The organism is Corynebacterium sp. HMSC29G08, assembly GCF_001806875.1.
Classification (GTDB): Bacteria; Actinomycetota; Actinomycetes; order Mycobacteriales; family Mycobacteriaceae; genus Corynebacterium.
The window spans coordinates 303-26,415 of sequence record NZ_KV786267.1; the positions used below are offsets into that span (position 1 = coordinate 303).

At 59.8% G+C, this 26,113-nt stretch carries 25 protein-coding genes; 12 read left to right on the forward strand and 13 right to left on the reverse strand.

Annotated elements, in window-relative coordinates; genetic code table 11:
* The first annotated feature begins 224 nt into the window (after window positions 1–224).
* Complete coding sequence (locus HMPREF3101_RS09110) at window positions 225–1,421, forward strand: NAD-dependent epimerase/dehydratase family protein (protein WP_070464638.1); 1,197 nt, start codon at window positions 225–227, stop codon at window positions 1,419–1,421.
* Window positions 1,421–2,545 (forward strand): glycosyltransferase family 4 protein, encoded by a 1,125-nt coding sequence (locus HMPREF3101_RS09115; protein WP_070464642.1) that lies wholly within the window; start codon window positions 1,421–1,423, stop codon window positions 2,543–2,545. Before HMPREF3101_RS09110 ends, HMPREF3101_RS09115 begins: the two co-directional genes overlap by 1 nt.
* Here the strand turns inward: HMPREF3101_RS09115 and HMPREF3101_RS09120 are convergent.
* The gene (locus HMPREF3101_RS09120; RefSeq protein ID WP_070464645.1) at window positions 2,542–3,990 is read right to left on the reverse strand and encodes a glyceraldehyde-3-phosphate dehydrogenase; all 1,449 of its coding nucleotides are present in this window, start codon (window positions 3,988–3,990) and stop codon (window positions 2,542–2,544) included. The two genes, HMPREF3101_RS09115 and HMPREF3101_RS09120, sit on opposite strands and share 4 nt — an antisense overlap.
* A gap of 77 nt (window positions 3,991–4,067) precedes the next feature.
* The gene (locus tag HMPREF3101_RS09125; RefSeq protein WP_246816718.1) at window positions 4,068–5,072 is read right to left on the reverse strand and encodes a 3-hydroxyisobutyryl-CoA hydrolase; all 1,005 of its coding nucleotides are present in this window, start codon (window positions 5,070–5,072) and stop codon (window positions 4,068–4,070) included.
* Between the two features lie 125 nt (window positions 5,073–5,197).
* Between HMPREF3101_RS09125 and HMPREF3101_RS09130 the strand changes: the two genes are divergently transcribed.
* Window positions 5,198–5,857, forward strand: coding sequence for a biliverdin-producing heme oxygenase (locus HMPREF3101_RS09130; RefSeq protein ID WP_070464648.1), 660 nt, complete (start codon window positions 5,198–5,200; stop codon window positions 5,855–5,857).
* Here the strand turns inward: HMPREF3101_RS09130 and HMPREF3101_RS09135 are convergent.
* Window positions 5,845–6,294 (reverse strand): hypothetical protein, encoded by a 450-nt coding sequence (locus HMPREF3101_RS09135; protein WP_070464651.1) that lies wholly within the window; start codon window positions 6,292–6,294, stop codon window positions 5,845–5,847. The genes HMPREF3101_RS09130 and HMPREF3101_RS09135 overlap by 13 nt on opposite strands.
* 90 nt (window positions 6,295–6,384) lie before the next feature.
* On the opposite strand from HMPREF3101_RS09135, the gene HMPREF3101_RS09140 reads away from it, so the two are divergent.
* The 8 genes from HMPREF3101_RS09140 (at window position 6,385) to HMPREF3101_RS09170 (ending at window position 13,953) form a co-directional block, all read left to right on the forward strand.
* Window positions 6,385–8,355: an HtaA domain-containing protein gene (locus tag HMPREF3101_RS09140; RefSeq protein WP_070464654.1), complete on the forward strand. Its 1,971-nt coding sequence runs from the start codon at window positions 6,385–6,387 to the stop codon at window positions 8,353–8,355.
* A gap of 10 nt (window positions 8,356–8,365) precedes the next feature.
* Window positions 8,366–9,439 carry a heme/hemin ABC transporter substrate-binding protein gene (locus tag HMPREF3101_RS09145; RefSeq protein ID WP_070464657.1) on the forward strand — a complete coding sequence of 358 codons (1,074 nt, stop codon included), beginning with the start codon at window positions 8,366–8,368 and terminating at the stop codon, window positions 9,437–9,439.
* A complete protein-coding gene (locus HMPREF3101_RS09150; protein WP_070464660.1) occupies window positions 9,436–10,479 on the forward strand; it encodes a FecCD family ABC transporter permease in 1,044 nt (347 codons plus the stop codon). The genes HMPREF3101_RS09145 and HMPREF3101_RS09150 overlap by 4 nt, the downstream gene beginning before the upstream one ends.
* Window positions 10,476–11,249: a heme ABC transporter ATP-binding protein gene (locus HMPREF3101_RS09155; RefSeq protein ID WP_070464668.1), complete on the forward strand. Its 774-nt coding sequence runs from the start codon at window positions 10,476–10,478 to the stop codon at window positions 11,247–11,249. The genes HMPREF3101_RS09150 and HMPREF3101_RS09155 overlap by 4 nt, the downstream gene beginning before the upstream one ends.
* Window positions 11,250–11,360: 111 nt before the next feature.
* On the forward strand, window positions 11,361–12,158 hold the full coding sequence (locus HMPREF3101_RS09160) for an HtaA domain-containing protein (RefSeq protein ID WP_070464671.1): 798 nt from the start codon (window positions 11,361–11,363) through the stop codon (window positions 12,156–12,158).
* Complete coding sequence (locus tag HMPREF3101_RS12165) at window positions 12,158–12,433, forward strand: hypothetical protein (RefSeq protein ID WP_168160181.1); 276 nt, start codon at window positions 12,158–12,160, stop codon at window positions 12,431–12,433. Before HMPREF3101_RS09160 ends, HMPREF3101_RS12165 begins: the two co-directional genes overlap by 1 nt.
* 100 nt (window positions 12,434–12,533) lie before the next feature.
* Window positions 12,534–13,325 carry an HtaA domain-containing protein gene (locus tag HMPREF3101_RS09165; protein ID WP_070464675.1) on the forward strand — a complete coding sequence of 264 codons (792 nt, stop codon included), beginning with the start codon at window positions 12,534–12,536 and terminating at the stop codon, window positions 13,323–13,325.
* A 52-nt stretch (window positions 13,326–13,377) separates the two neighbouring features.
* On the forward strand, window positions 13,378–13,953 hold the full coding sequence (locus HMPREF3101_RS09170; RefSeq protein WP_070464678.1) for a DNA-3-methyladenine glycosylase: 576 nt from the start codon (window positions 13,378–13,380) through the stop codon (window positions 13,951–13,953).
* Here the strand turns inward: HMPREF3101_RS09170 and ppk2 are convergent.
* From ppk2 to HMPREF3101_RS09205, 7 genes are read right to left on the reverse strand one after another with little or no spacing between them, the layout of a single operon-like run.
* On the reverse strand, window positions 13,950–14,822 hold the full coding sequence (gene ppk2, locus HMPREF3101_RS09175) for a polyphosphate kinase 2 (RefSeq protein ID WP_070464681.1): 873 nt from the start codon (window positions 14,820–14,822) through the stop codon (window positions 13,950–13,952). The genes HMPREF3101_RS09170 and ppk2 overlap by 4 nt on opposite strands.
* 22 nt (window positions 14,823–14,844) lie before the next feature.
* Entirely contained in the window at window positions 14,845–15,423 is a 579-nt protein-coding gene (locus HMPREF3101_RS09180) for a hypothetical protein (protein ID WP_070464796.1), read from the reverse strand.
* A gap of 21 nt (window positions 15,424–15,444) precedes the next feature.
* Entirely contained in the window at window positions 15,445–17,235 is a 1,791-nt protein-coding gene (locus HMPREF3101_RS09185; RefSeq protein WP_070464683.1) for an ABC-F family ATP-binding cassette domain-containing protein, read from the reverse strand.
* A 24-nt stretch (window positions 17,236–17,259) separates the two neighbouring features.
* A complete protein-coding gene (locus HMPREF3101_RS09190) occupies window positions 17,260–18,261 on the reverse strand; it encodes a GHMP family kinase ATP-binding protein (RefSeq protein WP_083280192.1) in 1,002 nt (333 codons plus the stop codon).
* Window positions 18,254–19,117: a 16S rRNA (adenine(1518)-N(6)/adenine(1519)-N(6))-dimethyltransferase RsmA gene (gene rsmA / locus HMPREF3101_RS09195; protein WP_070464687.1), complete on the reverse strand. Its 864-nt coding sequence runs from the start codon at window positions 19,115–19,117 to the stop codon at window positions 18,254–18,256. Before rsmA ends, HMPREF3101_RS09190 begins: the two co-directional genes overlap by 8 nt.
* A 9-nt stretch (window positions 19,118–19,126) precedes the next feature.
* Window positions 19,127–20,263, reverse strand: a complete 1,137-nt coding sequence (locus HMPREF3101_RS09200; RefSeq protein WP_070464692.1) for a resuscitation-promoting factor — start codon at window positions 20,261–20,263, stop codon at window positions 19,127–19,129.
* Window positions 20,264–20,304: 41 nt separating this feature from the next.
* Window positions 20,305–21,126 (reverse strand): TatD family hydrolase, encoded by an 822-nt coding sequence (locus HMPREF3101_RS09205; protein ID WP_083280193.1) that lies wholly within the window; start codon window positions 21,124–21,126, stop codon window positions 20,305–20,307.
* A gap of 13 nt (window positions 21,127–21,139) precedes the next feature.
* Between HMPREF3101_RS09205 and HMPREF3101_RS09210 the strand changes: the two genes are divergently transcribed.
* On the forward strand, window positions 21,140–21,520 hold the full coding sequence (locus HMPREF3101_RS09210; RefSeq protein WP_070464698.1) for a DUF3806 domain-containing protein: 381 nt from the start codon (window positions 21,140–21,142) through the stop codon (window positions 21,518–21,520).
* 10 nt (window positions 21,521–21,530) lie between these two features.
* Here the strand turns inward: HMPREF3101_RS09210 and metG are convergent, their stop codons facing one another.
* The 3 genes from metG to rsmI all read right to left on the reverse strand — a co-directional run bounded on the left by metG (window position 21,531) and on the right by rsmI (window position 26,087).
* Entirely contained in the window at window positions 21,531–23,375 is a 1,845-nt protein-coding gene (gene metG, locus HMPREF3101_RS09215; RefSeq protein WP_070464700.1) for a methionine--tRNA ligase, read from the reverse strand.
* 23 nt (window positions 23,376–23,398) lie between these two features.
* Complete coding sequence (locus tag HMPREF3101_RS09220) at window positions 23,399–25,153, reverse strand: BCCT family transporter (RefSeq protein ID WP_070464703.1); 1,755 nt, start codon at window positions 25,151–25,153, stop codon at window positions 23,399–23,401.
* 61 nt (window positions 25,154–25,214) lie between these two features.
* Entirely contained in the window at window positions 25,215–26,087 is an 873-nt protein-coding gene (rsmI, locus tag HMPREF3101_RS09225) for a 16S rRNA (cytidine(1402)-2'-O)-methyltransferase (protein ID WP_070464706.1), read from the reverse strand.
* Between the last annotated feature and the right edge of the window lie 26 nt (window positions 26,088–26,113).

Sequence of the window (26,113 nt, forward strand, 5' to 3'; positions counted from 1 at the left end):
CCGACCACCTGTTCCATATGCAAGAGGATAAACAGGATTTATTACACCACCATCCGCCCATATATTCGGCAGACATACTAGCGGTTGCAATCAGTATAAACCCCGCCCCCTACACACCCCTGACCAGCAAAAACAACGCATCGCCCATCTCGTAAGGCGGAGCACTACTTGCGCAGGTAACGTAGGTGGGAAGTGTTCTCGGACAAAATGACTGGAGTGAACAGGTGAAGATTGCAGTACTCGGCGGAGATGGTTTTTGCGGCTGGCCGGCATCGCTGCACCTTTCGGATATTGGTCATGACGTGGTGATCGTGGACAATCTGTCCCGCCGCGCCATTGACAAGGAGTTGGGTGCGGAGTCGCTTACGCCTATCGCAAGCATCGAAGACCGTCTGACTGCGTGGAAGGAAGTCTCCGGCAAGGAGATTGGCTTCGAAAACATCGATGTTGCACAGGACTTCGAGGGCCTGCTTACCTTCATCCAGGAATACAAGCCGGACGTTGTCATCCACTTCGCCGAGCAGCGTGCTGCGCCGTATTCCATGAAGAACAACCGCACTAAGCGCTACACGGTGGACAACAACGTCAACGCCACCCACAACCTGCTGGTAGCCGTGGTTGAATCCGGCTTGGATGTCCACATCGTCCACCTGGGCACCATGGGAGTGTACGGCTACGGCACCGCCGGCATGAAGATCCCGGAAGGCTACTTGGATGTTCAGGTCGATGCCGGTGAGAACGGCATTGTCAAGCAGGAGATCCTCTACCCCACTAACCCGGGCTCCGTTTATCACATGACCAAGGTGCTGGATCAGAACCTGTTTGCGTACTACGCAAAGAATGACCAGCTGCGGATCACGGATTTGCACCAGGGCATCATCTGGGGCACGCATACGCCGCAAACGGAGCGCGATGAACGCCTGATTAACCGCTTTGATTACGACGGTGATTACGGCACCGTGCTCAACCGTTTCCTCATGCAGGCCGCGGTTGGTTACCCGCTGACCGTCCACGGCACCGGCGGTCAGACTCGTGCATTCATCCACATCCGTGACATGGCGAAGTGCATCCAGCTTGCGGTGGAAAACCCGCCGGCGAAGGGTGAGCGCGTGAAGATCTTCAACCAGATGACGGAGACCCACCGCGTGCGCGACCTTGCCCAGCTGATCGGCAAGATCTCGGGTGCTGAGGTGCAGATGGTGCCGAACCCGCGCAACGAGGCCGCGGAAAACGATCTGTTTGTTGCGAACGACACGTTCATCGGCCTCGGCCTTGAGCCCACCTTCCTTGCAGAGGGCCTGCTTACAGAGGTTGAGGATGTAGCCCGCAAGTACGCCGACCGCGTGGACCGCACCAAGATCCCGGCTCGTTCCTTGTGGACAAAAGCACAGCACGAGGGCGTGCCTGAGGGCGAGCGCTAGTGCGCATCGCGGTAATCACTGAGGTTTTTCTCCCCAAGATTGATGGTGTGGTCACCCGCGTGACCCGCCACCTCGAACAGCTGGCGCAGCTCGGCCACGAGGTGCTGATCTTCGCTACCGGTGACGCACCGGATGAGTATGCGGGCTTTGAGGTGGTGCGTGTGCCGTCGCTGAGCCTGCCGGTGTACCCGGAAGTGAAATTCGGCGTGCTTACCCCGCAGGTGCCGCGCCGTTTGGCGCAGTTTCAGCCCGACGTGGTGCACTTGGTCAACCCGATTTGGACTGCTGGCTGGGCGAGCTATATCGCGCAGGCACAAGGCGTACCAATGGTGGCCTCGTTCCACACTGATGTGCCGGAATACTGCCTCAAGCTGGGCATTCCTTGGGTGAAACCGATCGCTGAGTGGGGGCTTCGTACCTTCCATGGCAAGGCTAAGTACAACTTGGTCACTTCGGGTCCGATGATGGAAAAAGCCGCGCACTATGGCATTGAAAACGTCGAGCTGTGGCCAAAGGCAGTGGATACGGCAAGCTTCGCGCCGGAGAAAGCCAGCCGTGAGATGCGCGGCATGCTTAGCAACGGCAACCCGGACGACCCCCTCGCCATCTTCGTCGGCCGCGTGTCTGCCGAAAAGTCGGTCGAGCGCTGCCTGCCAATCATGGAGAAGCTGCGTGAACGGATTCCAAACGCACGGCTAGCCGTGGTTGGTCAGGGCCCGCAATACAAGGAAGTGCAACGCACGTTCAAACACGATTGGATTACGCTGACCGGCTATCTTTCGGGTGCTGACCTGCACGCGGCCTACGCGTCCGGCGATGTGTTGTTGTTCCCCTCCACCACCGAAACCTTGGGATTTGCCGCCCTTGAGGCGTTTGCCTCGGGTGTACCGGTGGTTGCGGCGAATGCGGGCGGCCTGCCGTTCGTAGTGGCCGACGGGGAGACAGGCTTCCTGGTGGACCCCGCACTTCCCGATTCCGCGTGGGCGGACAAGCTTGAGCTTTTGCTTATCGACGCCCACCTGCACTCCACCATGTCCTCCGCCGTCAGGACGGAAGCCCTCAAATGGAACTGGCGGAGCTCCACTGAGGCTGTGGTAGAGGTCTACCACAAAGCGCTTGCTTAAAGCTCAGCCGGAGCTACGCGCGGCGGGTAGATCTTCGGGCGCACGCCAGCGATGTCTTCCACCACGCGGATGACCTGGTGGGAGTAGCCGTACTCATTGTCGTACCAAACGTAAAGCACGAGGTGCTTGCCGGACGCGATCGTGGCGAGGCCGTCAACTACACCAGCATGCGAGGTGCCCAACAGGTCGGTAGAGACAACCTCCGGGGAGTGGATGTAGTCGATCTGCTGGCGAAGCTCCGAGTCAGTGGAAACGCGGCGCAGGAAGTTGTTCACCTCGTCCTTTTCCACCTCGGTCTCCAGCTCCAGGTTGATTACAGCCATGGAAACATCCGGCGTAGGAACGCGGATTGCGTTACCGGTCAGCTTGCCTTCGAACTCCGGCAGTGCCTTGGATACGGCCTTCGCTGCACCGGTTTCGGTGAGCACCATGTTCAGGCCAGCAGCGCGGCCACGGCGATCACCCTTGTGGAAGTTGTCCGCAAGGTTCTGGTCATTGGTGTACGCGTGGACGGTTTCCACGTGGCCGTGGTTGACGCCGTAACGGTCATTGATCACCTTCAGCACCGGGGTGATGCCGTTGGTGGTGCAGGATGCGGCGGAGAGCACACGCTCGTCCCCAATCATGTCCTGGTTGATGCCGTACACAATGTTCGGGATGTCACCCTTGCCCGGAGCAGTCAGCAGCACACGGTCAACCCCCTTGGCCTCCAAGTGTTGGGACAGACCGTCGCGGTCACGCCACACGCCGGTGTTGTCCACCACGATGGCGTTGTTGATGCCGTACTGCGTGTAGTCAATCTCAGACGGGTTGTTGGCGTAAATCATCTGGATCGGGGTGCCGTTGGCCCAAATGATGTCGTTATCACGGTCCACAGTGATGGTGCCGTTGAACGGGCCGTGAACAGAGTCACGGCGCAGCAGCGAAGCACGCTTCACAATGTCTGCCTCGCCCTTGCTGCGCACCACCACAGCGCGCAGACGCACGCCGCCGTAGGTTGCTTCACGGGCAATCAAGATACGCGCCAGCAGGCGGCCGATGCGGCCAAAGCCGTAAAGCACAACGTCACGTGCCTCAAGCTCAGAGGAGGTACCGACTACATCAGCCAGCTGCTCCTCCAAGAACGCGCGCATGTCTTGGCCGTTGGACTCGCGGTACAGGCGTGCGAGGCGACCCAGGTCGATGGATGCGGTGCCCAGATCCATCTCCACCAGCTCTTGGAGGATCGGCAGGGTCTCATCCAGCGGAAGCTCTTTTTCTTCAATACGGCGCGCGTAGCGGTGGGCCTTGATCACGTCAATGTCCGTCACCCCCACCAGCAGACGGCCATAGATGGAAGTCACAGCGTTGTGCTCGCGGTGCAGACGGCTGATCAGCGGCAGCATCTGCTGCGCCAGCTCAATCTTGTGGTTCCAATCATCACGGTGGTTGACGGTCTCGGTCACGGACGCTCCTTGCGGTGAGTGTTAGAAGTGAATGAGTGTTGGCAAAAACCGGTTCTATTCTACCGGTTTTTACACAGCTAGCGCAGCACCTTGCGGTACTTATCCGGGTCAGGCTGCGGGACGAACCTTGGGCTTTGATCCTTATCAACGAGCACCGCACGCACCCCTTCCGCAAAGTCGGGCTCACGGCGCATCAAGTCTCCTAAAACACGCTCGTTTTCCAGTGCATCTTCCAGGCCGAGTTTCGCGTTGGCTTCAAACAGCTCCGCCGCTGCAACCAGCGCAGAAGGCGAAGCCTGCTTGGTCAGCTCTCGCACCAAGGAAGCGAACTCTGGGTCTGCGTTGCTCAGTCGCGCATCAATCTCCGCCCAGGAGCCATCAAACGTGCGCTCGATATCGTCGAACCATTGGGAAAGCGGGCTGGGGTTGGTCGACGTGGCGTCGATAAGCAGACTGCCCTCGGGTGTAAGTACCCCATCGAGCGAAGCAACCTTGTGTGTGGCAAGGCCAAGCTCACACATGTCATCCGGGGTGAGACGGTAGCCGGTCAGGCCGAGGAATTTGCCCAGGTTTTTGGACGAACGGCCCGGCAGATTTTGCAGTGTCCAGCTCATGCCGACGTCCGTGATGTAACCGATGTTCATCTCCGGCATGGAGGCAAACGCGCCTTCCGCAACGATGAACTGTGAGCCGTGGGCGGAAATACCCATGCCGCCGCCCATGTTCACACCGCTAATCAGCGCCGTGTAGGGCTTCGGGTACTCCGCAATGAATTGGTTCATTTTGTACTCAACGGCGAAGAACTCATCGATTAGTTGATGATTGCCCTGCAGGATCTGCTCGCGAGCGGCCTTCACATCGCCGCCGGAGCAGAAGTGCTTCGAGTTAGACAGGACTACAACTTGCTCAATGGCATCATCGGTAGCCCAGCTGCGCAGCGTGGTATCGAAGATTTTGATCATGTCATAGTCCAGCGAGTTCAACGCTTTCGGACGGTTCAGGGTGAGTACGCCAGTTGTACCGCGGACTTCAACAAGAACCTTGGACTCATCATTCCGCTCTGAGGTGTGCATTGCATTCATGTCCAATAGTGTTGCACATCACACGGCTTCATGTGGAAAGAAATCAACCTTTCGTCTAATTGAACTTAGGCAAGGCTTGCCTTTATTGTTAAGGGAAATTATCCATCCTTCCAAGGAGTAGAAGATTGACAACCTCGTTGCCCACCACCGGCGAGCAGCTTTCTATCGCGCTAAAGGACCAGACCGCACAGGCCCACACCAACGCGGAGAACTCCCACTTCATGGCCAGCCTCAGTGGCGGCAAGCTGGACAGTAACGCGGTAGCCGAACTGACCGTGCAGTACTTCCACATCTATTCAGCACTTGAAGCCGCTGTACGCCGGGCCTCCGCCCACCCTGCTGTAACCCTCATTGCGGACCAGCGCCTTGAGCGAGTCGAGGCAATCACACAGGACCTCACCTCCATGCTCGGCACGTCCTGGCGCGAGATCGAACCGCTCCCAGCGACTGCTCGCTACGTCGCTGAGCTAGAGGCGCTCGGCCCTGACGACGGCCCCGAGGTAGTTGCACATCACTACGTTCGCTACCTCGGCGACATTGCTGGCGGCCAGGTGCTCGCGCGCGTGTTCCGCGAAGCATACGAGCTACAAGAAGAGGCACTGAACTTCTATGACTTCTCCGCTATTGGCAAGATCCCGCCTTACCGCGCACAGTACAAGGCAGCGCTTGACGCAATGCAGCTTGGAGAAGAAGAGCGTGCGCGCCTCATCAACGCTGCAAAGCGCGCCTTTGACCTAAATCAGGCGGTGTTCCAGGACCTCGCCGCAGCGCGTCAGCTGGCGTAACTGGCGGGGCTTTTCGGGCGATCCACATACGCGATCGCCCCCCAAAGACAACCCGCAGACACAAGTGCCGTCACAATCCCACCGGTGAGCGTGTAGCTTGCTGGCACCAAGAACAATGCCAGGGCCGCCAGCAGCGTTATGGCAGCCCACACAACACCTAGCACCAGCCCGGCGCGCCTATTCGCCTCTTCCCCGACGTAGTTTCTGTCCGGCAGCGCTGCAAGCCCATACAGGACAGCCACCATAACTACGGCGGCCGGAAATGCCACCCACACATTGCCGGTTGCCCCGCCAAATGCAATGACGCCAGTTATGAGCGCAAGCAGCGCCTTTTCCCAGCTTGCAAAGCGCGGCTGAGAGTAATGGCTGTCCTCTAGTGGGGAATCATCTGGCACAAGCGGAATGAAGTCGGTCACAGGCCCGTTCGTTGCTGTCATAGAGATACCCCTTTGTTTAGTAAAGTTAGCCTTAGTTGGCTAAGGTTAGCCTATCCACTATAATTCTTGAGTGAAACCTGCCGAGGTCCTATGAACTTCCGACACACCGGCACCGCCGTAGTTGCCGCTAGCTTCCTCACCTTTTCCGCACTCGCCTGCGGCCCTGCCTTCCTCACCGCCCCACCCGCCCACGCCCAGACCGCCGCGACACACCGAGCCGCCACTGCAGGCACGATGGATTGGGGCATACGCGAATCGTTTCGGAAATACGTTGAAACAGGCGTAGCTAAAGGTTCGATTTCCACTGGTGGCGGCGCGACGCGCAGCGGGTCCGGATTCACCTTCCCACTCGAATCCGCAGCGATCAGTTCATCGGCTTCCGGGCAGATCAACTTCTCTGGCGAAGTGCACTTCTACGGACACAACGGCGCCCTAGATATGACGCTGCGCAACCCCATCATTGTTGTCAACGGCACGCAGGCGGAACTGCGCGTAGATTACGCCTCCCGCAAGTACGAAGGGATGGATAGCACTGGCGATTTCCGGGAGGGCCGTCAAGAAGTACTGGCCGCCATCGCACTGAACCAAGCCCCAGACTTCGCCGCAGCGCAAACCACCATCGCAGGATCGGTATCTCTGACCGCGAGCGGCGCCGAAATCTTCGGCGGTTTCTACGAGGCCGGTGAGCAACTCGACCCAATCAGCATTGGGCTTTCACTTCATGACGCCAGCGGCCCCGCCCCCACCCCCCAATACTCCCTGGGCTCCCCCTCGGGCGGGCAAACCGGGAAATCCCCTGCGGGTGGAACAGGCGCTACCCGCTCAAAAGCAACCTCTGGCCCCGCGAGCCTGCTCGGTGACATCAACGACACACTCATTGAGGTCAACGGCCTTCTAGTCAACACCGAAAATGTTCTCAAGAACGGCGAGAATCTATACAACCGCGTCAACCCAGCAGCACAAGCGCCACAAGCACAGCAAGCAGGCCAGGCAGGGCAAGCAGGTCAAGCTAAACAAGCACAGCAAGCAGGTCAAGCAGGTCAAACAGGTCAAACAGGTCAAGCTAAACAAGCACAGCAAGTACTACAGACACAGCAAGCAGGTCAGGCAGGACAGGCAGGTCAAACAGGTCAAACTAAACAAGCACAGCAAGCAGGTCAAGCAGGGTCTGCGGCTGGTGATGCGTGTAGCGCGTCCGCGTCGAAGGGAGTCACCAGCGCCGAGGCAACCTGGGGTGTGCGGCAGTCGTTCCGCACCTACATCCGGGGCAACATTGCGAAAGGCGCTTGGAAACTCACGGGTGTTGGAGATAACGGCACGTCTTTCACTTTCAACGGAAATGCGGGGGCGGTGGATCCGTCGACACGCACAGGCACCATCCTGCTGCCCGGCAGCATTCGCTTCACCGGCCACAATGGCGTACTTGACACGCGTTTTTCCAACCTAGAGATCCAGTTCAGCGGCAATACCGGGCAACTTGTTCTCAACGCGGCTTCAAACAGCACCGACGGCACGCCGAATGACTTCGGGCGCGTTGCCATTGCCAACCTTAACTTCACTGATCTGAACATTTCCGAAACAGCAGCGTCCGGGACCGCGACAACAACGCTGACTGATGCTGGTGCGGAAGCCTTCGGGCAGTTCTATCCACCGGGGGATCCGCTAGACCCGATCAGTTTCACAGCGCAACTTGGCGGCTCCGCCAACTGTGCCGATGGCCAGGGTGGCAGCAGTTCCGCCGCCGCCACAGGCAAGGGCGGCTCATCCAACAGTGCTGAAAAGCTCCGCAGTAGCGGTGGCACAGGTGGTAGTGCAGCGAACACATCAGTCGGCACTACAGCCAAAACTGCCTCCGGGACCAGTGTGCTTGATGATGTCCAAGGTGCCGAAACCGTTGTTTCAGCCGAGCAGCCGCAAGGCGGGCAATTCCAAATCAAAAACGTTTCCGGTGCCGACGCTGGTAGCGGCTGGGACGATGCCGCGCTGGCCAAGTTCCTCCTGCTCGCCGCCTCCATGATCGGGGCGGGCGGAGCACTCACCAGGTTCGCCATCACCGCATAGGAGCACCATCATGAACTTCACCAAAAAACTTGCAGGACCCATCCTGGCTGCTGCACTGGCTGTCGCAATGCCTCTGAGCGGCTGCGCTGCGTGGGACAACCCAATGCAGATGGAAACGCAGCAGCTCGTGGACTCTCTTGAGGCTGCTGGCGACCCACACCAAACCCAAGGCGTTGCTTTAGTCAGCGAGATCTCCGAAGTGGAACCGGTAGACGCTCCCCGCCAAAACGCACTACCCGTGGAGCTAACGGACGCAGACGGCTACGACGTCACCGTCACAGACACCTCCCGCATCCTGGCACTTGATATTTACGGCACGTACACGAAGACGCTTCGTGGAGTTGGGCTCGGAGACAATATTGTGGGGCGGACGGTGAGTTCGGCGGAGGCGTCGTTAAGCCATCTGCCCGTGGTGACCGAAAATGGGCACTCTCTCAATGTTGAAGCAATTCTGAACCTGCGACCAACCCTGGTCATCGTGGATCATTCCGTGGGCCCGAGCGAGGCCATCGACCAGATTCGTGCAGCAGGGGTAACCACAGTGGTGATGGAACCGACCCGCTCGATGGCGTCGATGGGCCAGGACATCATCAACGTCGCAACGGTGGTTGGCGAACCCGAGGCTGGCCGCCTTTTGGCAAAGCGTAGCCAACGCGAAGTGGACGAGGCGCTGTCCGCTATCGCAGCCGTGAAGCCCGACGTGCCGCTTCGCATGTCCTTCTTGTACGCACGCGGCACCGGCGGAGTATTTTACCTGCTTGGCGGCGCAGACGGCACCCAAGACCTGATTGAGGCACTTGGCGGCGTGGACGTAAACACGGAGCACGGTATTGGTGCCGCCTCCCCCGCCAGCCCGGAGGCGCTTGCAGAAGTTAACCCGGAAGTGTTTGTCATGATGAACGGCGGACTCGAATCCACCGGCGATATCGAAGGCCTCCTCCAACGCCCAGGGGTCGCGCAAACAGCCGCAGGCAAAAACAAGCGAGTACTTTCGCTTCCAGACGGCGACTCGCTTGCCTTTGGCCCCCAAACCGGTGAAATGCTGCTGCGCGCTGCCCATGCCCTGTACGGGGAGGGTGAGTGAGTTCCAAACTCTCGACCTTTAAGGCACGGCGCCGCGGACGCGTCATCCTCTTCATTGTCACAGCAGCACTTTTGGCAGTCACCACCGTCGCTTCCATCATGGTCGGCCAGTTTGAGCTCGCGCCAAGTGAGCTGTGGCCGATCATCACAGCGGGCCCGATGTCTGCCACCACCCTGGATGCATCTGTAGTGTGGCAGATTCGTCTGCCTCGCTTAGTGCTTGGCCTATTTGTCGGCGCTGCTTTAGGCGTGGGCGGGGCACTCATGCAGGCTGTCTTTGCCAACCCTCTTGCAGAGCCGAGCGTGATTGGTGTGAGTACCGGCGCAGGCGTCGGTGCGGCGGCAGCAATCGTGTTCGGCGCCAGTACGTTCGGCACGATGACAGTGCCACTGTTCGCGTTTCTCTCCGGAACCTTGGCTACCGCGGTTGTCTACCGACTCTCTCGCTCTGGAGGGAGCGTTCGCGTGTTGAATCTGATCCTGGTCGGTATTGCGGCAAATGCGATCTGTGGAGCCACAATTGCGCTGCTGACGTTCATGGCACCGACTACCGCTCGCGAGCAGATCATCTTCTGGCAGATGGGCTCCCTGGCCGGGGCGAGCTGGGCACAAACCGGCACGGTTGTGGCCGTGGTTGTGGTCTCCCTGGCACTGTCAATGCTGTTGGGACGCAAGCTAGATATCCTTGCGCTTGGCGACCAAGCTGCTAGCCACGTTGGCATCAACGTCTCGCGGCTACGGATGGCGGCGATCGTGCTGTCCACCCTACTCACCGCTGCTGCGGTGTCCTTTGCAGGATTGATCGGGTTTGTCGGTCTTGTGGTTCCGCACATCGTGCGCACTGCTGTCGGCCCTTCAAATACTGTGCTGCTACCGGCTTCCGCTCTCGGCGGGGCACTCCTCATTGGCGCAGGAGACATCTTCGCCCGCACAGCCGTTCCCTTCGCGGATCTGCCGATTGGCATCTTCACCGCGCTTATTGGCGGGCCCACCTTCTTCTTCCTGCTTCGGCAGATGTTGCGAAAGAACCATGATCTATGAGTGTCCACGCACGCGGCGTGACCGTGATGAAACAGGGCCGCATGATTCTTCACGACGTCACCATGGAAGCACGGTCAGGCGAAGTCACAGGGCTTATCGGCCCGAACGGCGCAGGCAAGTCCACGTTACTGGCAGCGCTCTCTGGAGATATTGCCGTGGCCTCGGGACGTGTGGAGGTGGCTGGCAACAACGTCGCCACAAGCTCGGCCCAAGAGTTGGCTCGTACCCGAGCAGTGATGCTGCAAGACGTTAGGGTGGCGTTTTCATTCCTCGTAAGAGACATCGTTACGATGGGACGCCACCCCTGGGGTACTAACCCCGAGGACGCAGCGATTGTGGATGCCGCGCTTGCAACCACTGGCATGACTCACCTGCAGGACCGTGAGGTGCTGACGCTTTCCGGTGGTGAGCGAGCACGCGCCGCCTTCGCCCGAGTACTCGCACAGCAAACCCCGGTGGTGTTTCTTGATGAGCCGACTGCCGCCATGGATGTTCGCTTCCAGGAACAGACCATGGGCATTGTCCGAGGGCTTGCAGCCCAAGGCGTCGCCGTCATTGTGGTGCTGCACGACCTGCAGCTTGCAGCGCGCTACTGCGACCGGGTGGTGTGCCTGAAGTCAGGCGAGGTAGCCGCTACGGGGTCTGTAGAGGAGGTCTACGCAGACGACGTGCTCAGCGGTGTCTACGACTGGCCAATCTCAGTCTCGCGTATGGACGGGCGCGTGTTTGTCAGCCCTGCCGAAGCACCGCAGGGCGCGCCTGCCAGCTAGACCCAACAATCCCCCAAGTGCCCCCACATATTGCTAAGGTTAGGCTAACCTTGTTATAGTAAGCGCAACCTAACCGGTTATCTTCGTTCTGAACCTTTGAAAGGAATTGGGATGTCCCGTACCTCCACCCTGGCACTTGTCACCGCCGCCACTGTCGCATCCACCGCACTTTTCGCCCCCGCCGCTTCCGCCACCGAGACCCCGGAGCTGCTGACCGGCAACGCAACCTGGAACATCAAGGAATCCTTCCTGCGCTACGTCCAGTCACCGTTCACTGCGGGCACCATCACCGCCACTAAGGGAGCAGAGACGGTAGAGGCAGACGGCAAGGTCGTTGACTTCAAGTTCCCAGTCAACGTCGCAGACTCTGCCCTCAATGAGAAGGGTGAGGGCACCATCGACTTGGATGGTGCTTTCCAGATCGTGGGTCATAAGGGTGCCATGGACATTCAGATGTCCGACTTCAAGATCGTGATCAACGGCAACAAGGGCCACCTCCAGGCCGACTACGTGCGCAAGGGCGCCATGCCAGGCAGCGAGCCTTCTACCTCCACCGGCGACGACAAGCCGATCATTGAGTTCGATGTCAAGGAGTCGCTCGTGCCCGCTGCTGGCGGCAAGAAGGAGATCACCTTCACCCCAACCGCAATGACCGAGTCCGGAGTAGACATCTTTGGCACGAGCTACACGGCCGGCAAGCCGCTCAAGGACAGCAAGGTCGGCGTCTCCCTTGATTTCAAGAAGGCTGAAAAGCCCGCTAACCCGAACCCCGCTAACCCGGATAGCTCGGCCTCCCCGGCCGCTATCGGCGGCATCGTGGTAGCTGTCCTGGCAGTGCTCGGCGGATTGGCGTTTGCCACTACCCTGCCCCAGGTCCAAGCTATGCTCGGACAGTTCCTTCCGCGTTAATGCGACGCCTACTAGCAGCTAGCGCCGCTGCCTCCGTTGTACTTGCGCTTGGTGTTCCGGCCTCGGCCACGGCCGAGAAAAAACCTGCCCCTGAGACGAGTTCCATGGTCACCATGTCATCAACGGAGAAAGGATCACCGGCAGCGACCGCAACCCACATGGTCGCGTTTGTGATTTCTACGATCGGCTTAGTACTCACCCTTGCAGCATTGACAAAAGGCGTGGCAGATATCCTCCAGCTCACACAGCCGCCAGCCAACCTGCTCAAACGCTAAGCCCCTTACAAGCTTCCCGCCTCGGACGACACAGAAATGCGGTCCCTTATCCGTCTGCCGAGGCGGGCTCTTCCTATCCGCCACCAGAAGGAGTTCCCCTATGTTTTCTCCCCGTTTCGTTGCTCTTTGCACCGCACTTGCGGTTGGCACAGGCCTCGTGTTTGCAGCTTCCCCGGCTAAGGCTTCCACTGCTTCCACTGCTTCCACGCTTGAGTCAGGAAGCTTCGCGTGGTCTATCTCCAAGCCATTCCTCAAACAAGCTGTGATTCGCGGCAAGGGCCAGGCCACTGCAGAAGAAGGCGCATCGTGGGACAGCGAAAACTTGAAGTTCACGTTCCCTATCACTGCCGCGACTCACGCCGATGGCACATGGACGTTCGACCTTGATGGCTCTGCACATGTGCAGGGATATAAGAACGTCGGTGGCGTCGAGGGCTGGGCAGTAGACGTCAAGTACTGGGATTTGAAGCTCAAAGTCGACGGCAAGAATGCGACACTTTTCGGTGACTACAAGCTCAGCGGCGTGGCTAACCACACTTACAAACCGGTTTCCGAGGAGGGCGACGATGAACCCTTAGTCACCTTCACTCTGGAAAACGAGATCAAGGCTCCCGCAGCCGTCAAGGAGCTTGACCGTGAAACCACATCCGATACGGGCTTGGCCAAATCTTTGGCCCACTACCCCAAGGGCACGGTATTGAAGGACTCGGGAGTTGATCTCAACGTCCTGTTCAAAGAACAGGAGACCCCCAAGTCATCTCAGGGCCACCTGTCACCAGGCGCAATTGCCGGCATTGTGATCGGCGTTCTCGCTGTGCTCGGCGGCGCGGCGTTTGCCACTCAACCGACAGTTCGCGCGGCAGTACAGGACATGCTGGCCAAATTTCTCTAACCCAGCCTCACCCAGGTAGCCACAGCGCGACAAAGCGGCAATATTGGTAGCAATGAGTGTTTCCATCGATTTTTCCCAACCCGCAGACGTCATTGCACCAAAGCTACTTGGGTGCGTGATCACCATGCACGGAGTCAGTATCCGGCTCACAGAGGTGGAGGCATACCTCGGTGCCGGGGATCCCGCCGCGCACACCTTCAACGGCATGACCAAGCGCAATGCTACAATGTTCGGGCCGCCAGGACACCTTTACGTGTACTTTTCCTACGGCCTACACCACAACGGCAACATCGTGTGCGCGCCGGAAGGCAACGGCCAAGGGTGTTTGATGCGCGGCGGGGAGGTGATCGCCGGCGAGGCTCTGGCACGACAGCGCCGACAACGCGCAGACCGGGCACAAATACCCTGGGAGAACCTCGCGCGCGGGCCGGGAAACCTCGGCCAAGCACTGGGCCTTACGCTGCCAGATAATGGCACACCAGTATCACTCCACATGCGCGAGGAAGCACCCGAATGGGTGACAGGTCCACGAATTGGGATTTCCAAAAACGTGGACGCACCGCTGAGGTTTTGGATCCCCGGCAACAAAACGGTGTCAACACCCCGGGGCTATCCCAAAAAGCACTAGTTCTTGTGCTTCTTCTTGTTCTTCTTCTTTCCTTCCGAGCCTTTAACGCGACGCTCCTCTAGCTTGGCGGCGGTGTCTGGGACGTAGCGGAACTCTTCACGCGGCGGGCGGCTGTAGTCAGTAATCTCAGGACGCTCCGGAATCTCCGGCAGGTCCGGCTTGATCCGCTCATACGGCACAGTGGACAGCAGGTGCGAGATCACATTGATGCGGGAACGCTTCTTATCCTCGCTTTCCACCGTGTACCACGGTGCGGACGGGATATCGGTGTGCACGAACATCTCATCCTTGGCGCGGGAGTATTCCTCCCACTTGGTAATGGACTCCAGGTCCATCGGGGACAGCTTCCACTGCCGCAACGGATCCTCGCGGCGGGAAACGAAGCGGTTGTACTGCTCCTCGTCCGACACCGAGAACCAGTACTTGCGCAGCATGATGCCATCTTCCACCAAAAGACGCTCAAAGATCGGCGCCTGGTGCAGGAAACGGCGGTACTCCTGCGAGGTGCAGAAGCCCATGACACGCTCAACGCCGGCACGGTTGTACCAGGAGCGGTCAAAGATGACAATCTCACCAGCCGCCGGGAGTTTTTCCACGTAGCGCTGGAAGTACCATTGCCCCTGCTCACGCTCAGTAGGCTTTGGCAGTGCTTCGATGCGGCAGGTGCGCGGGTTCAGGTACTGCGTGATGCGCTTAATTGCAGAGCCTTTACCAGCGGCGTCGCGGCCTTCCATAATGATGACCAGGCGTGCGCCGGTTTCAACAACCCACTGCTGCATGTCTACAAGCTCAGCCTGCAGACGAAGCAGCTCCTTCTCGTAGGCTTTCTTAGATAGTTTCGGAGGCTTCTTCGACGTCTGGTCACTCATACCTCCAAAGGTAACCGATTGTTTAGTTAAGGAAGAATTCAGCCAGGTAAATCGTCTCGCCATTACGCGCGGTAGCGACACCGAAACGCTTCGGATCCTTGACCGGGTTGACGTTGATGTCACGGTTTAAAAACGCAATGCGATCCGCTGCCTGCGCCGGGTTCAGGCGGTAGATCTGGCCGGTGCCGCGATCGGTTGCGGTGGTACCGCGGCCAACGTTGCCCACGAATGTCGCCTCACCACGAGCAGCTTGTGCCGCCCACTGCGCTGCGATCACCTGGGCTTCCGCATCCTTTCGGTGGCCTTCTCTCACCAGCTGCTTTTCGGTAGCGACGGTCAGCTCTTGCTCCGCAGCGCTTAGCGCAGGCTTCGGGGTGAGCTCAATGCGCCCCGGTACGTGGATGCCTACGCGCGCGGCGCTATCTACAATCTGCTGCGGTACCTGAATATCCGGCAGCTGGATGTTGGCACGTGAGGACAGCTCGCTGGAGGTTGGGATCTGCACCTGCGCAGATGCGGTTGCTGGAACCAACGCACCGGCCGCAAGGGTGCTCGCGCATACCAGAGCAACAAGACGTGAGCTATGTCCGAATTTCCTCATGCGCCACATTGTGCCACAACTTCAGCCTTCGAGCTGCTCGCCGAGCTCCAACCACTCCATTTCTAACTCCTCGCGCTCGTCCTTCATCGCACCAAGCGCCTTCGTCTTGTCCGCGATCGCATCGAACTCTCCCGCCGCGGACAGGTCAGTGATCTCCGCCTCTAGCTTCGCCACATCTTCCTCCGCCTGCGCGATCTTGCGCTCCAAGGCCTTCATCTTCTTGCGAAGCTCACGCTCTTCCTGGGAGGACAGGGCCTTTTGCTTTTCGACGCCACGCTTCTCCCCCAAATCCAACACCCCAACCGAACCCTCCTCAGCAGCCCGACGCTCAAGGTATTGCGTGATGCCGCCGGGGAGGTTGGTCAACTTGCCGTCGCCAAAGAGGGCATACGTGCTATCCGCAATGCGCTCGATGAGGTAACGGTCGTGGGAAATGACCACAAGCGTGCCGGCCCAGTTATCCAACAGGTCTTCGAGCTCCTGGAGGGTGTCGATGTCCAGGTCGTTCGTTGGCTCGTCTAGAAGCAGCACGTTCGGCTCACTCATCAGCACACGCGTGAGCTGCAGTCGGCGGCGTTCACCACCGGAGAGGTCCCCCACAGGTGTGCGCTGGCGCTTCGGGGAGAACCCGAGGCGCTCTGCAAGCTGCGAGGCAGACATCTGGCCTTTGCCCAGCTCAATGTAGGTGGCAACGTCCTCCACCGCATCAATAACGCGGCGGGTAGGGTCCAGGTCATCAAGCTCCTGACGCAGCCAGCCAATGCGTGTGGTTTGGCCTTCAATGCGCTTACCTGCGGCCAGCGGGTACTCGCCCGCAAGGGTGCGCAACAACGTCGTCTTGCCGGAACCGTTCACCCCGACCAGGCCGATACGTTCGCCCGGCGCGAGGCGCCACGTCAGGTGGTCTACAAGCATGCGGCCGTCAGGAGCGTCAATGCGCGCGTCCTCCAGCTCAATGACCACGCGGCCTTGGCGCTGTTTGGAAAACGCCATAAGTTCCACCTTGTCGCGTGGCGGCGGCACGTTCGCAATCAGGGCCTCGGCTGCCTCAATGCGGTAGCGCGGCTTAGAGGTACGCGCCGGTGCGCCACGTCGCAGCCACGCAAGCTCCTTGCGCGCAAGGTTTTGGCGGCGCTGCTCAATCGCATCCGCCTGGCGTGCGCGCTCCGCGCGGGCGAATGTCCAGTCGTTGTAGCCGCCCTCGTAGACGTCCACCGTGCCGTCGTGAACCTCCCAGGTCAGGGTGGCCACGGTGTCGAGAAACCAGCGGTCATGGGTCACAACCACCACTGCCACCTTGCGCGTAAGCAGGTGATCAGCCAGCCACTGCACGCCCTCAACGTCCAGGTGGTTCGTCGGCTCATCCAGCACCACCAGATCCAAGTCTTGGACCAGTGCGGCGGCAAGGTTCACGCGCCTGCGCTCACCACCGGAGAGGTTGCCCACTGCGGTATCCAATCCCAGCTCAGCAACGCCGGTGCCCTGCAGCACCTCGCGGACCCGGGCGTTGGAGGCCCACTCAAACGTCTGCAGTCCCAGCGGTTCCACCACTGCCTGCCCCACGGTTAAGTCGGGGTCAAGATCAAAGCGCTGCGTGACAACAGCCATGCGCAGGCTGGAGTTGTGGGACACGCGCCCCTCATCCGGCGGCTCAATACCGGTGAGCACCTCAAGCAGCGTGGTCTTACCGCCGCCGTTGACGCCGACGATGCCGATACGGTCGCCGGTCTGCACTCCGAGCGACACACCGTTAAGAAGCGTTTTCAGCCCCCACGTTTTGGAGACGTTTTCCAGATTGATCAGGTTAGCCATCACGCACGAGTCTACGACGCACCGCTACTTACCCAGCATGAAGGCACCACGAGCAGGCCCGTTGGCGCTAAAGGACTGATACTCAGGGAATACCTCGCGCACTTTCGTGCGCACGCGCACCGCATGCGCCTCGTCTTTGCACAGCATGGCCACCGTTGGTCCGGAGCCAGACACGATCGCTCGAAGCGCATGATCGTTGCCAAAGTCCAACACCTCACCGATCTGCGGGCGCAGCAAGCGGGCGGGAAGCTCCATGTCGTTGTGCAGCGCCGCTGCTAGAGCCTCGGCGCTTCCAAGCAACAGCGCGTCCGTCACCTTGGAGGGATCCAGGTTCGGTGTGAGTTCCGGGTCATCTGCGCGCAGTTGGTCCAGCTTGGCAAAGCACGCCGCGGTGCTCAGGGTGGTATCTGGGTTCACAAAGACCCACCAGAACTGCAGGTCAGAAGGGATAGGCCGCAGTAGGTCTCCTCGCCCACGGCCAACTGCGTTGCCGCCTTGCACCGCAAACGGCACATCCGAGCCAAGCCCCACAGCAAGCGAGCTCGTCTGGCGATCAATACCGACCGGCTCACCGAAGAAGTGCTCAATGTAGTGGTTCGCAGCCAGCAAAGCCGCGGCAGCATCAGCCGAGCCACCCGCCATGCCGCCGGCGATGAACACGGACTTATCCACCTCAATGCGCACCTTTGGCAGCGCCGGGTGGGTCACGCCTGCGGTGTGGTCACAGTCCGAACGGAAACTACCCACCGCTGCATCCACCGCTTTCCAGGCGAGGTTGTGGCGGGTGTCAATGTCCTCGGGCAACTCCCCGTCAAACAGCCAGCGCGTGTGAATACTCGACACCACTGACTCCGTGCGCGTGCGCTCGGCGTTCGGCTCCACCACTAGTCGCACGATCTCGCGCCGGTCAACGGCCTGAAACACCGTCACCAAATCGTGGTATCCGCCATGGGTTGTTTTATCCACGCCAAGGTGCAGATTCACCTTCGCGGGCGCCGATGCGGCGAAGGTTTTTGACTCACTCACCGCTATCTCCCATTCGTGCTTCCCCAAGCTTCAAGAAGTCTTCAACAGACAACGCCTCACCGCGAAGACCTGGGTCAATACCCACGGCGCGCAGCGCCTCCTCCGCGGCAGCCGGCGAGCCGTACATGCCAGACAGCGTGGAGCGCAGGGTTTTGCGGCGTTGGGCAAACGCCGCGTCCACAAGCGGGAAGAGTTGCTCGCGGAGTGCTGGGGAGTGGTTCCCGTGTACGTCGATACGCACAAGCCCCGACTCAATGTTGGGCGCTGGCCAAAACACGTGCTTGCCAATGGTCCCGGCGCGGCGGACGTTGCCATAAAACGAGGCCTTGACGCTGGGTACGCCGTAGATCTTCGAGCCCGGTTTAGCGGCCAGGCGGTCGGCCACTTCCTTTTGCACCATCACCAGCACGCGGCGAATCGTGGGAAACTCCGCCAGCAGGTGCAGAAGCACCGGCACGGACACGTTGTACGGCAAGTTGGCTACCAGGGCAGTTGGTTGCTTGTCTACGTCCCCGCGCACCACCTTCAACGCATCCTTATTAATCACCGTCAGGCGATCGGCGTATTCGGGCGCGCGCTCTTGAACCGTCTGCGCAAGACGGCCAGCCAGGCGCGGGTCGATCTCTAATGCAATGACGTCTTCGACGGTGTCAACCAGACCCAAGGTCAGTGATCCGAGGCCGGGGCCGACTTCCACCACAACGTCGTCAAGCGAAAGCTCCGCGGCAGCAACAATGCGGCGCACCGTGTTTGGGTTGTGCACGAAGTTTTGCCCAAGCTTTTTCGTTGGGGTGACGTCTAGTTCAGCCGCAAGCTCCCGGATCTCAACGGGGCCCAGCAGGTGGGAATCTGCCATACGGCGAGATTAGCGGATGCCAAGCGAGGCGGTGCAGGCAGGCCATGCACCCCAACCCTGAGATGCCTGCGTGCGTTGGGCGACGGCGATCTGCTGCTCCCGCGTTGCCATGTGCGCCAGCGGGGCATATTCAGTGCCGCCGTAGGCAGCCCAGGTAGACGGGGTGAACTGCAAGCCGCCGTGGAAACCGTTGCCGGTGTTGATGGCCCAGTTGCCGCCAGACTCACACTGTGCAAGCGCGTCCCACACGGAACCCGCTGCCACTGCCGGGACACTCGGAGCGGGCTTAGTGCCGCGCAGGATGGTGGCCGGCTTCGGCGCACGCAGGTCCTCTTCGCCAGCGACAGTTTCGCTCTCTACCTCGCCGTTGACCATAACGGTGTGGTGGTAACGCACAGCCTCACCGGGCTCGCCGGGCTCAAGTACCTGCTCGGTTCCCTCATCCATCTCCGGGTCATCGATGTAGTTCGGCTCCGCCTCAACCGGGATAACCTCGGAGGAACGCACGAGGTTCACGCGGTCAATCACAATGTCCATATCCGGGGTCACCGCAGCGTCCAAGGCAACGTTGATGCGGTCGTTCGAGTCAAGGGTGATACCACGTGCGGACAGCAGTGCGGACACAGTCTTGGCTGCCACGGTGGTAAACGACTGCTCGCCAGCGTCCGTAATAGAGACCATCTTCGGCGTGGTCACATCAATAGACAGGCCCGGAGTGACCGGGGTGTCGCGGTGGATGTCGGTGGCTGACGCGTGGTCCACACCGGCCTCTGCGATCAGGTCGCCGACAGTTGCTGCGGTGGAGCGAAGCTCGGTTGCCACACCATCAACCACCACAGCGACCTGCTTTGCGGTACGCACGGTAATAGTTTCGCCGCGTGCGACCTTCTCGCCCTGGGTTGGGTAGACCAGGTCTTGAGCCCCGACCTCAACGCCAGCGGCCTGCAGCACACCGTCCACGTCACCGGCGAAGGTACGCACCTTCTGCGCCTCGCCGTTGACTTCTACGGTGATGTCCTTCTGCGCTGCCAGCGCGGTGCCCGCACCACCAACGATGACGGCACCAGCAAGCGCGCCGGTAAGCACGCGGCGGCCAGCGGATTGGTACTCAATGGGTGGGTTCAGAGTCTTCTTTGCGGCAGACATGTTGGTAACAATACGATAACGGTTCGGCCGCAATCAAGTTTTTAGACCCTGTAGACCTGCGAAAACGTCTCCCCTACCTCTTTGGTCACTTGGGTAACATCCACCCCACGAACGTCTGCAAGTGCCAGTGCCGTGTGGCCGATCAATGACGGCTCATTACGCGCACCCCGAAACGGCTCCGGCGTCATATACGGCGCATCCGTCTCAATGAGGTACTGGCCCGCAGGCACCATTGCCGCCGCCTCGCGCAGGAAATCATTGCGTTTAAAGGTCACGTTTCCGGCAAAGCTCAGCACATAGCCGCGATCCAGGGCCTCCCGCGCCACCTCTACCGGCGAGGAGAAGCAGTGCAAGATGACGTGTTTCGGCTGCGGGGCATCCGCAAGAATGCGCATAATCTCCGCGTCCCCCTCGCGATTGTGAATCATCAGCGCCTTGCCGGATTCCACCGCCAGATCAATGTGCCAGCGAAACACTTCCTCTTGCACATCCAGCGGAGCCGTGCGATCCGGGTCATGCGTAATCCAATAGGTGTCAATGCCGGTCTCGCCTACCGCCACACACTTCGGGTCCGCCACCAGCTCCCGAAGGCGTGCGCGGGCAGCGTCATCCACCTCGTGGGCACGCGTCGGGTGCACCGCGCACGCAGCAACGACCCCCTCATGGTGCTTGGCTATCTCCAAGGCGGCCTCGGCTTCCGCCAAACCGTCCCCAACCGTGCAGATACGCTCCACGCCAGCGGCATGGGCGCGGTCCATGAGGTCTTCGGCTGGGTGGGGGCAGCTGGTGAGGTGAGTGTGGGCGTCTATAAGACCGGGGATCTTCTTCGCGGGCTCGGGAGTGGGTCTGGGCTTTTTGCTCATAGAATCCAACCCTATGGCATTTGAACACATTGACAGCGCCACCCAAACCCAGATCGACCGCGACTTGGCAGAAGCCATCGGCCGCGGCATTGGCGGAACACCCCAAGATGTGGTGAGCGCGTTTGAGACTGAGCTCGCAGACTTCCTCGCGCTGCCCGCCGACGTGCAGCGCAGCTTCCCCCGCGGCGAAACCGCCCGTATCTACGGCACCGCACTCGGCCAGGCGCTCGTGCGGGAGGGCTACTCTTGGGCCCTGCTTGTCGACGCCTACGGCACCGACCTCGTCGTCCACAAAGACGAAAAGTACACCGCGCCGATGGTTGTGGTGGACCAGCGGTTTGAAGACGAAGAAACCGGGAAACTTACCACGTTTTTGGAACAGTTCTTGGGCTAGCTTGGGCTAGCTACTGCACAGGCGCCCACTCCGGACCAGTCTCCCCCAGCTCCGGGTCAAGCTTTGCAATCAGCGGCTGCGGCTTCGCAAGCTCAGTACCCGGCGTTACCGCAACGCGTCCCCAGGTTGCCTGCTGCTGGGTGTAATCACCGGTGATGACCGGGTATGTCTGGCCCTTCTCCGGCAGATCAACGCCCACAAGCGTGTAGTCTGCGTCATCCACCACGTCTTCCACCTTCGGCGTTGCAGCCCAGATGCCGGTGCGCCCCAGCGTCTCGTGGACGCGCTGCGCGATGTGCGGCAAAAACGGGGTGAGCATGGCGTTGCAGTCAGACACCACCTGCAGTGCGGTCCACAGCACCGTGGCTAAGCGCTCACGCTGCGTGTCATCCTTGGCCAGCTTCCACGGCTCCTGCTCCGCCACGTACGCGTTGGCCTCCCCCACCACGTGCATAATCTTGGTAATCGCGGCCTTGAAGTGCGCGCGGGCAAGGTCCGCACCAGCGGAAGCAAACGTATCCTCTGCCAGCTTGAGAATCCGGTTGTCACTGTCCTCCAGGGGACCCGGCACCGGCACCTGGCCAAAGTTCTTATACGCCATGGACACCGTGCGATTGACCAGGTTACCCCAGCCGTTCGCCAGCTCATTGTTCACGCGGCGAACAAACTCGTCCCAGGTGAAATCCGTGTCATTGTTCTCCGGACCAGCAACGGCAATGAAATAACGCAGCGGATCGGGGCCGAACTCCTTCAGGAAGTCCTTGACGTAAATCACGACACCCTTGGAGGAAGAGAACTTAGAACCAGACATGGTCAAAAACTCAGAGGAGACAACCTCCGTCGGCAGGTTCAGCGAGCCCAGCTCGTGCACCTTGCCGCCCTTTGCACCCTTACCGGCATAGCCGAGCAACTCTGCAGGCCAGATCTGAGAGTGGAAGGTGATGTTGTCCTTACCCATGAAGTAGTAGCCCTCTGTGGTGGGATCCTGCCAGAAGGTTTTCCACGCCTCCGGGTTGCCAGAGCGCTGTGCCCACTCGATCGAAGCGGACAGGTAGCCAACTACCGCGTCGAACCAAACGTAGAGCTTCTTCGAGGGGTTATCCTCCCAGCCCTCTACCGGCACTGGGATACCCCAGTCAATGTCGCGCGTCATGGCACGCGGGCGCATATCTTCCAGCAAGTTCAGGGAGAACTTCAACACGTTCGGACGCCAGTCCTCGCGCTTGGAAAGCCACGCCTCCAGCTCATCGTGCAGCGCCGGCAGATCCAGCAGGAAGTGCTCGGTTTCTACAAACTCCGGCGTTTCACCGTTGATCTTGGAAACCGGGCTGATCAGATCGGCCGGGTCCAGCTGGTTACCGCAGGTATCGCACTGATCACCGCGTGCATCGGTCGCGCCACAGATCGGGCAGGTGCCCTCAATGTAGCGGTCCGGAAGCGTACGGCCCGTCGACGGCGAGATCGCGCCCTGGGTGGTTTCTTTCACCATGTAGCCGTTTTCGTACAGGCCCTTGAACAGCTCCTGGACTACGGCGTAGTGGTTGCGGGTGGTGGTGCGGGTGAACAGGTCATAGCTCAGACCCAAACCCGCCAGGTCTTCCACAATCTGGCGGTTGTAGCGGTCCGCGAGCTCCTTGACAGTCACGCCTTCTTTGTCCGCCTGCACCAGAAGCGGAGTGCCGTGCTCATCTGTGCCGGAGACCATCAGCACGTTCTTGCCGGTCATTCGCTGGTAGCGAGCGAATACGTCCGATGGGACACCGAAGCCAGCTACGTGGCCGATGTGGCGTGGTCCGTTCGCGTACGGCCATGCCACGCACACAAGAACATTCTGATTGGTCTGCTCAGCACTCATGACTTCACAGCATAATGAACGCGCTACTTACGGTTGCGCGGGGTAAGCATTTGTTTGACTTGCTTACGCCGTTCCTCAAACTCCTGCTGGTCCAAAAGCGCGCGGCGCTCAATTGCCAACTTACGTTGGAAGCGCTCCTGCTCCTTCTTAGCCACGTAAATCGTGTCATTAGACACGTCTTTAACAATGGCAAACATCAGGGCAACCAGGATGACCAAAAATGGCGACGCTGCAACAATGGTCACACTCTGCAGCGCGTTGAGCGTATCTGCGCCACCACGGGTCAGCATGGTCAAACCAACAGTTGCGGTTGCAATGCCCCACAGTGCAGACAGCAATGGCTTCGGAGTGGTCTGCCCGTCTTGGGACAGGGACGCCATCACGGTAGACGCCGAGTCAGCGGAAGTAATGAAGAACGTACCCAGAAGAACCACGGCGAAGATACCCATGAAGAAGCCACCCGGCAGGGTATGCAGCAGGTTGAACAGCTGCTGCTCATTGCTATCGCCAGCAATGGAGTTACCCAGCTGCTCAAATTTGATGGCGGTGCCACCGAAGATGCAGAACCACAGAGTGGAAAGGCCGGACGGGACTAAAAGCACCCCAAGGCAGAACTCGCGGATGGTACGGCCACGGGAGATACGTGCCAGGAAGGTACCAACGAAGGGTGCCCAGGATGCCCACCATGCCCAGTAGAAAATGGTCCACCCAGAGAGGAACTCGCCGGCGCTGCCGTCAGCGCTCTCCGCAGTGCGGGCTGCCATCTCGAAGAACTGCTGCAGGTACATACCGATAGAGGTAGGCACCAGGTTCAAGATGGCCACGGTCGGGCCGAAAACGAACACAAAGATAGCCAGCAGCGCAGCAACAACCATGTTGAAGTTAGACAGCCACTGAATGCCTTTGCCCACACCGGACATGGCGGAAAGCAAAAACGCCAACGTCAATACGGTAACGATGCCCACGATCAGCTTGCTAGACGGGCTTTCCACAAAGCCGGAAGCTTCCAAACCGGAAGAGATCTGCACCGCACCCAAGCCCAAAGAGCAGGCGGTACCGAAGATAGTGGCAAAAATGGCAAAGCCGTCAATGAGCTTGCCCAGCCAGCCGTTTGCACGGTCCTGACCAATCAACGGCACAAATGTCGAAGACAACAGCTGCTTACGTCCCAAACGGAACGTGGAGTAAGCAATAGCCAAGCCCACCACGGCATACAGCGCCCACGGGTGCAATGTCCAGTGGAACATTGTCTGTGACATAGCCGTGCCCACTTCGTGGGGCTCGTGCCCTGGCACTCCATTGATGTACATGGACAGGGGCTCGGATGCGCCGAAGAACATCAGACCGATACCCATACCGGCTGCGAACATCATGGCAATCCAGGAAGAGGTACGAAACTCTGGTTGCTCATCACTAGCACCCAAACGAATCGAACCGAACTTGGAAAATGCAATCACAAAAATAAACACCACAAACGCGGTGCCGAAGAAAATGAAGGCCCAACCGAAGTTGTCCAACACCCACGCAAACGCATTGTTCGCAAACTCCGTGAAAGCTTCACTTGCCGTCAGCGCCCAGCCGACTACCGCGGCGACAATCAGCGCCACGGGAATCACAATGGGCCAAGAAATGGGGGCGCCGGTTTTCTCCGACTCCATCTCCACATGGTCCTCGGGGGTTTTCGCTTCAGGAAGTTCACCGCGTTGGTCCGCGATGATCATGCTTGCTAGTTCACCTGTAGCTGACGTCTCTGTCGGATTGGCGTCAGGCTGCGACATGCGTGCTCCTTACTACACAATTGAGATAATCATTGAACCCCACGACAGTACATGAGATTTCTCAGGTTCGGGAGTTGAGCGTGGCGTCGTAAAGCAAACTGCCCTTGATCCCGTGTGCCTTAGCAACGTCTCTAGCTGCATCTTTCATGCGCTCGCCGGCATCGACGCGGCGCAGAACTTCGCCAACCAAATCTTCCGGCTCAGGCGCGGCGGCTCTGCCTCCCTCAATCACCACTGTGATTTCCCCGCGAACGCCCTGTGAGGCCCACTGCGCAAGCTCCCCCAGCGACGCACGCTTGACTTCCTCGTACGTCTTCGTCAGCTCACGGCACACCGCGGCGCGACGCTCCGTGCCCAAAACACGCGCGCAGTCTTCAAGCGTTGCCGCGATGCGATGCGGGGATTCGAAGAAGCACACCGCGCGACGCTCCCCCACCAATGACTGCAGCCAGGTTTCGCGGGCGCCGGGTTTGCGGGGCGCGAAGCCGTCGAAAATAAAATGCCCAACATTCAGGCCTGACAGCGCAAGCGCCGTGGTTGCCGCTGAGGGGCCTGGGATACACGTCACCGGCACCTCCGCATCGTGCGCGGCAGCCACCAGTGCAAGACCAGGGTCAGAAACAATAGGCATACCGGCATCCGTAACCACCAGCACGGTGCCAGTACGCGCCGCGGCAAGAAGCTCCTCCCGGCGAGCCTGCTCATTGTGGTCAAAGTTGGACACAAAACGCCCGCGCGGATGTACATCGAGAGCGGCAGCCAGGTTCTTTGCCCGGCGCGTGTCTTCAGCCGCGATCACATCGGCCTGGGCGAGGGCTACGCGCAGGCGATCGGAAGCATCTCCAATATTGCCCAGCGGGGTTGCCGCAAGTACAACACCGTGCGGGGGCAAAGTTTGAGCAGATGTGTCTTCAGTAGTGGGGTGAGCAGCCATAACCCATCACTCTACTTCGGTGGGCG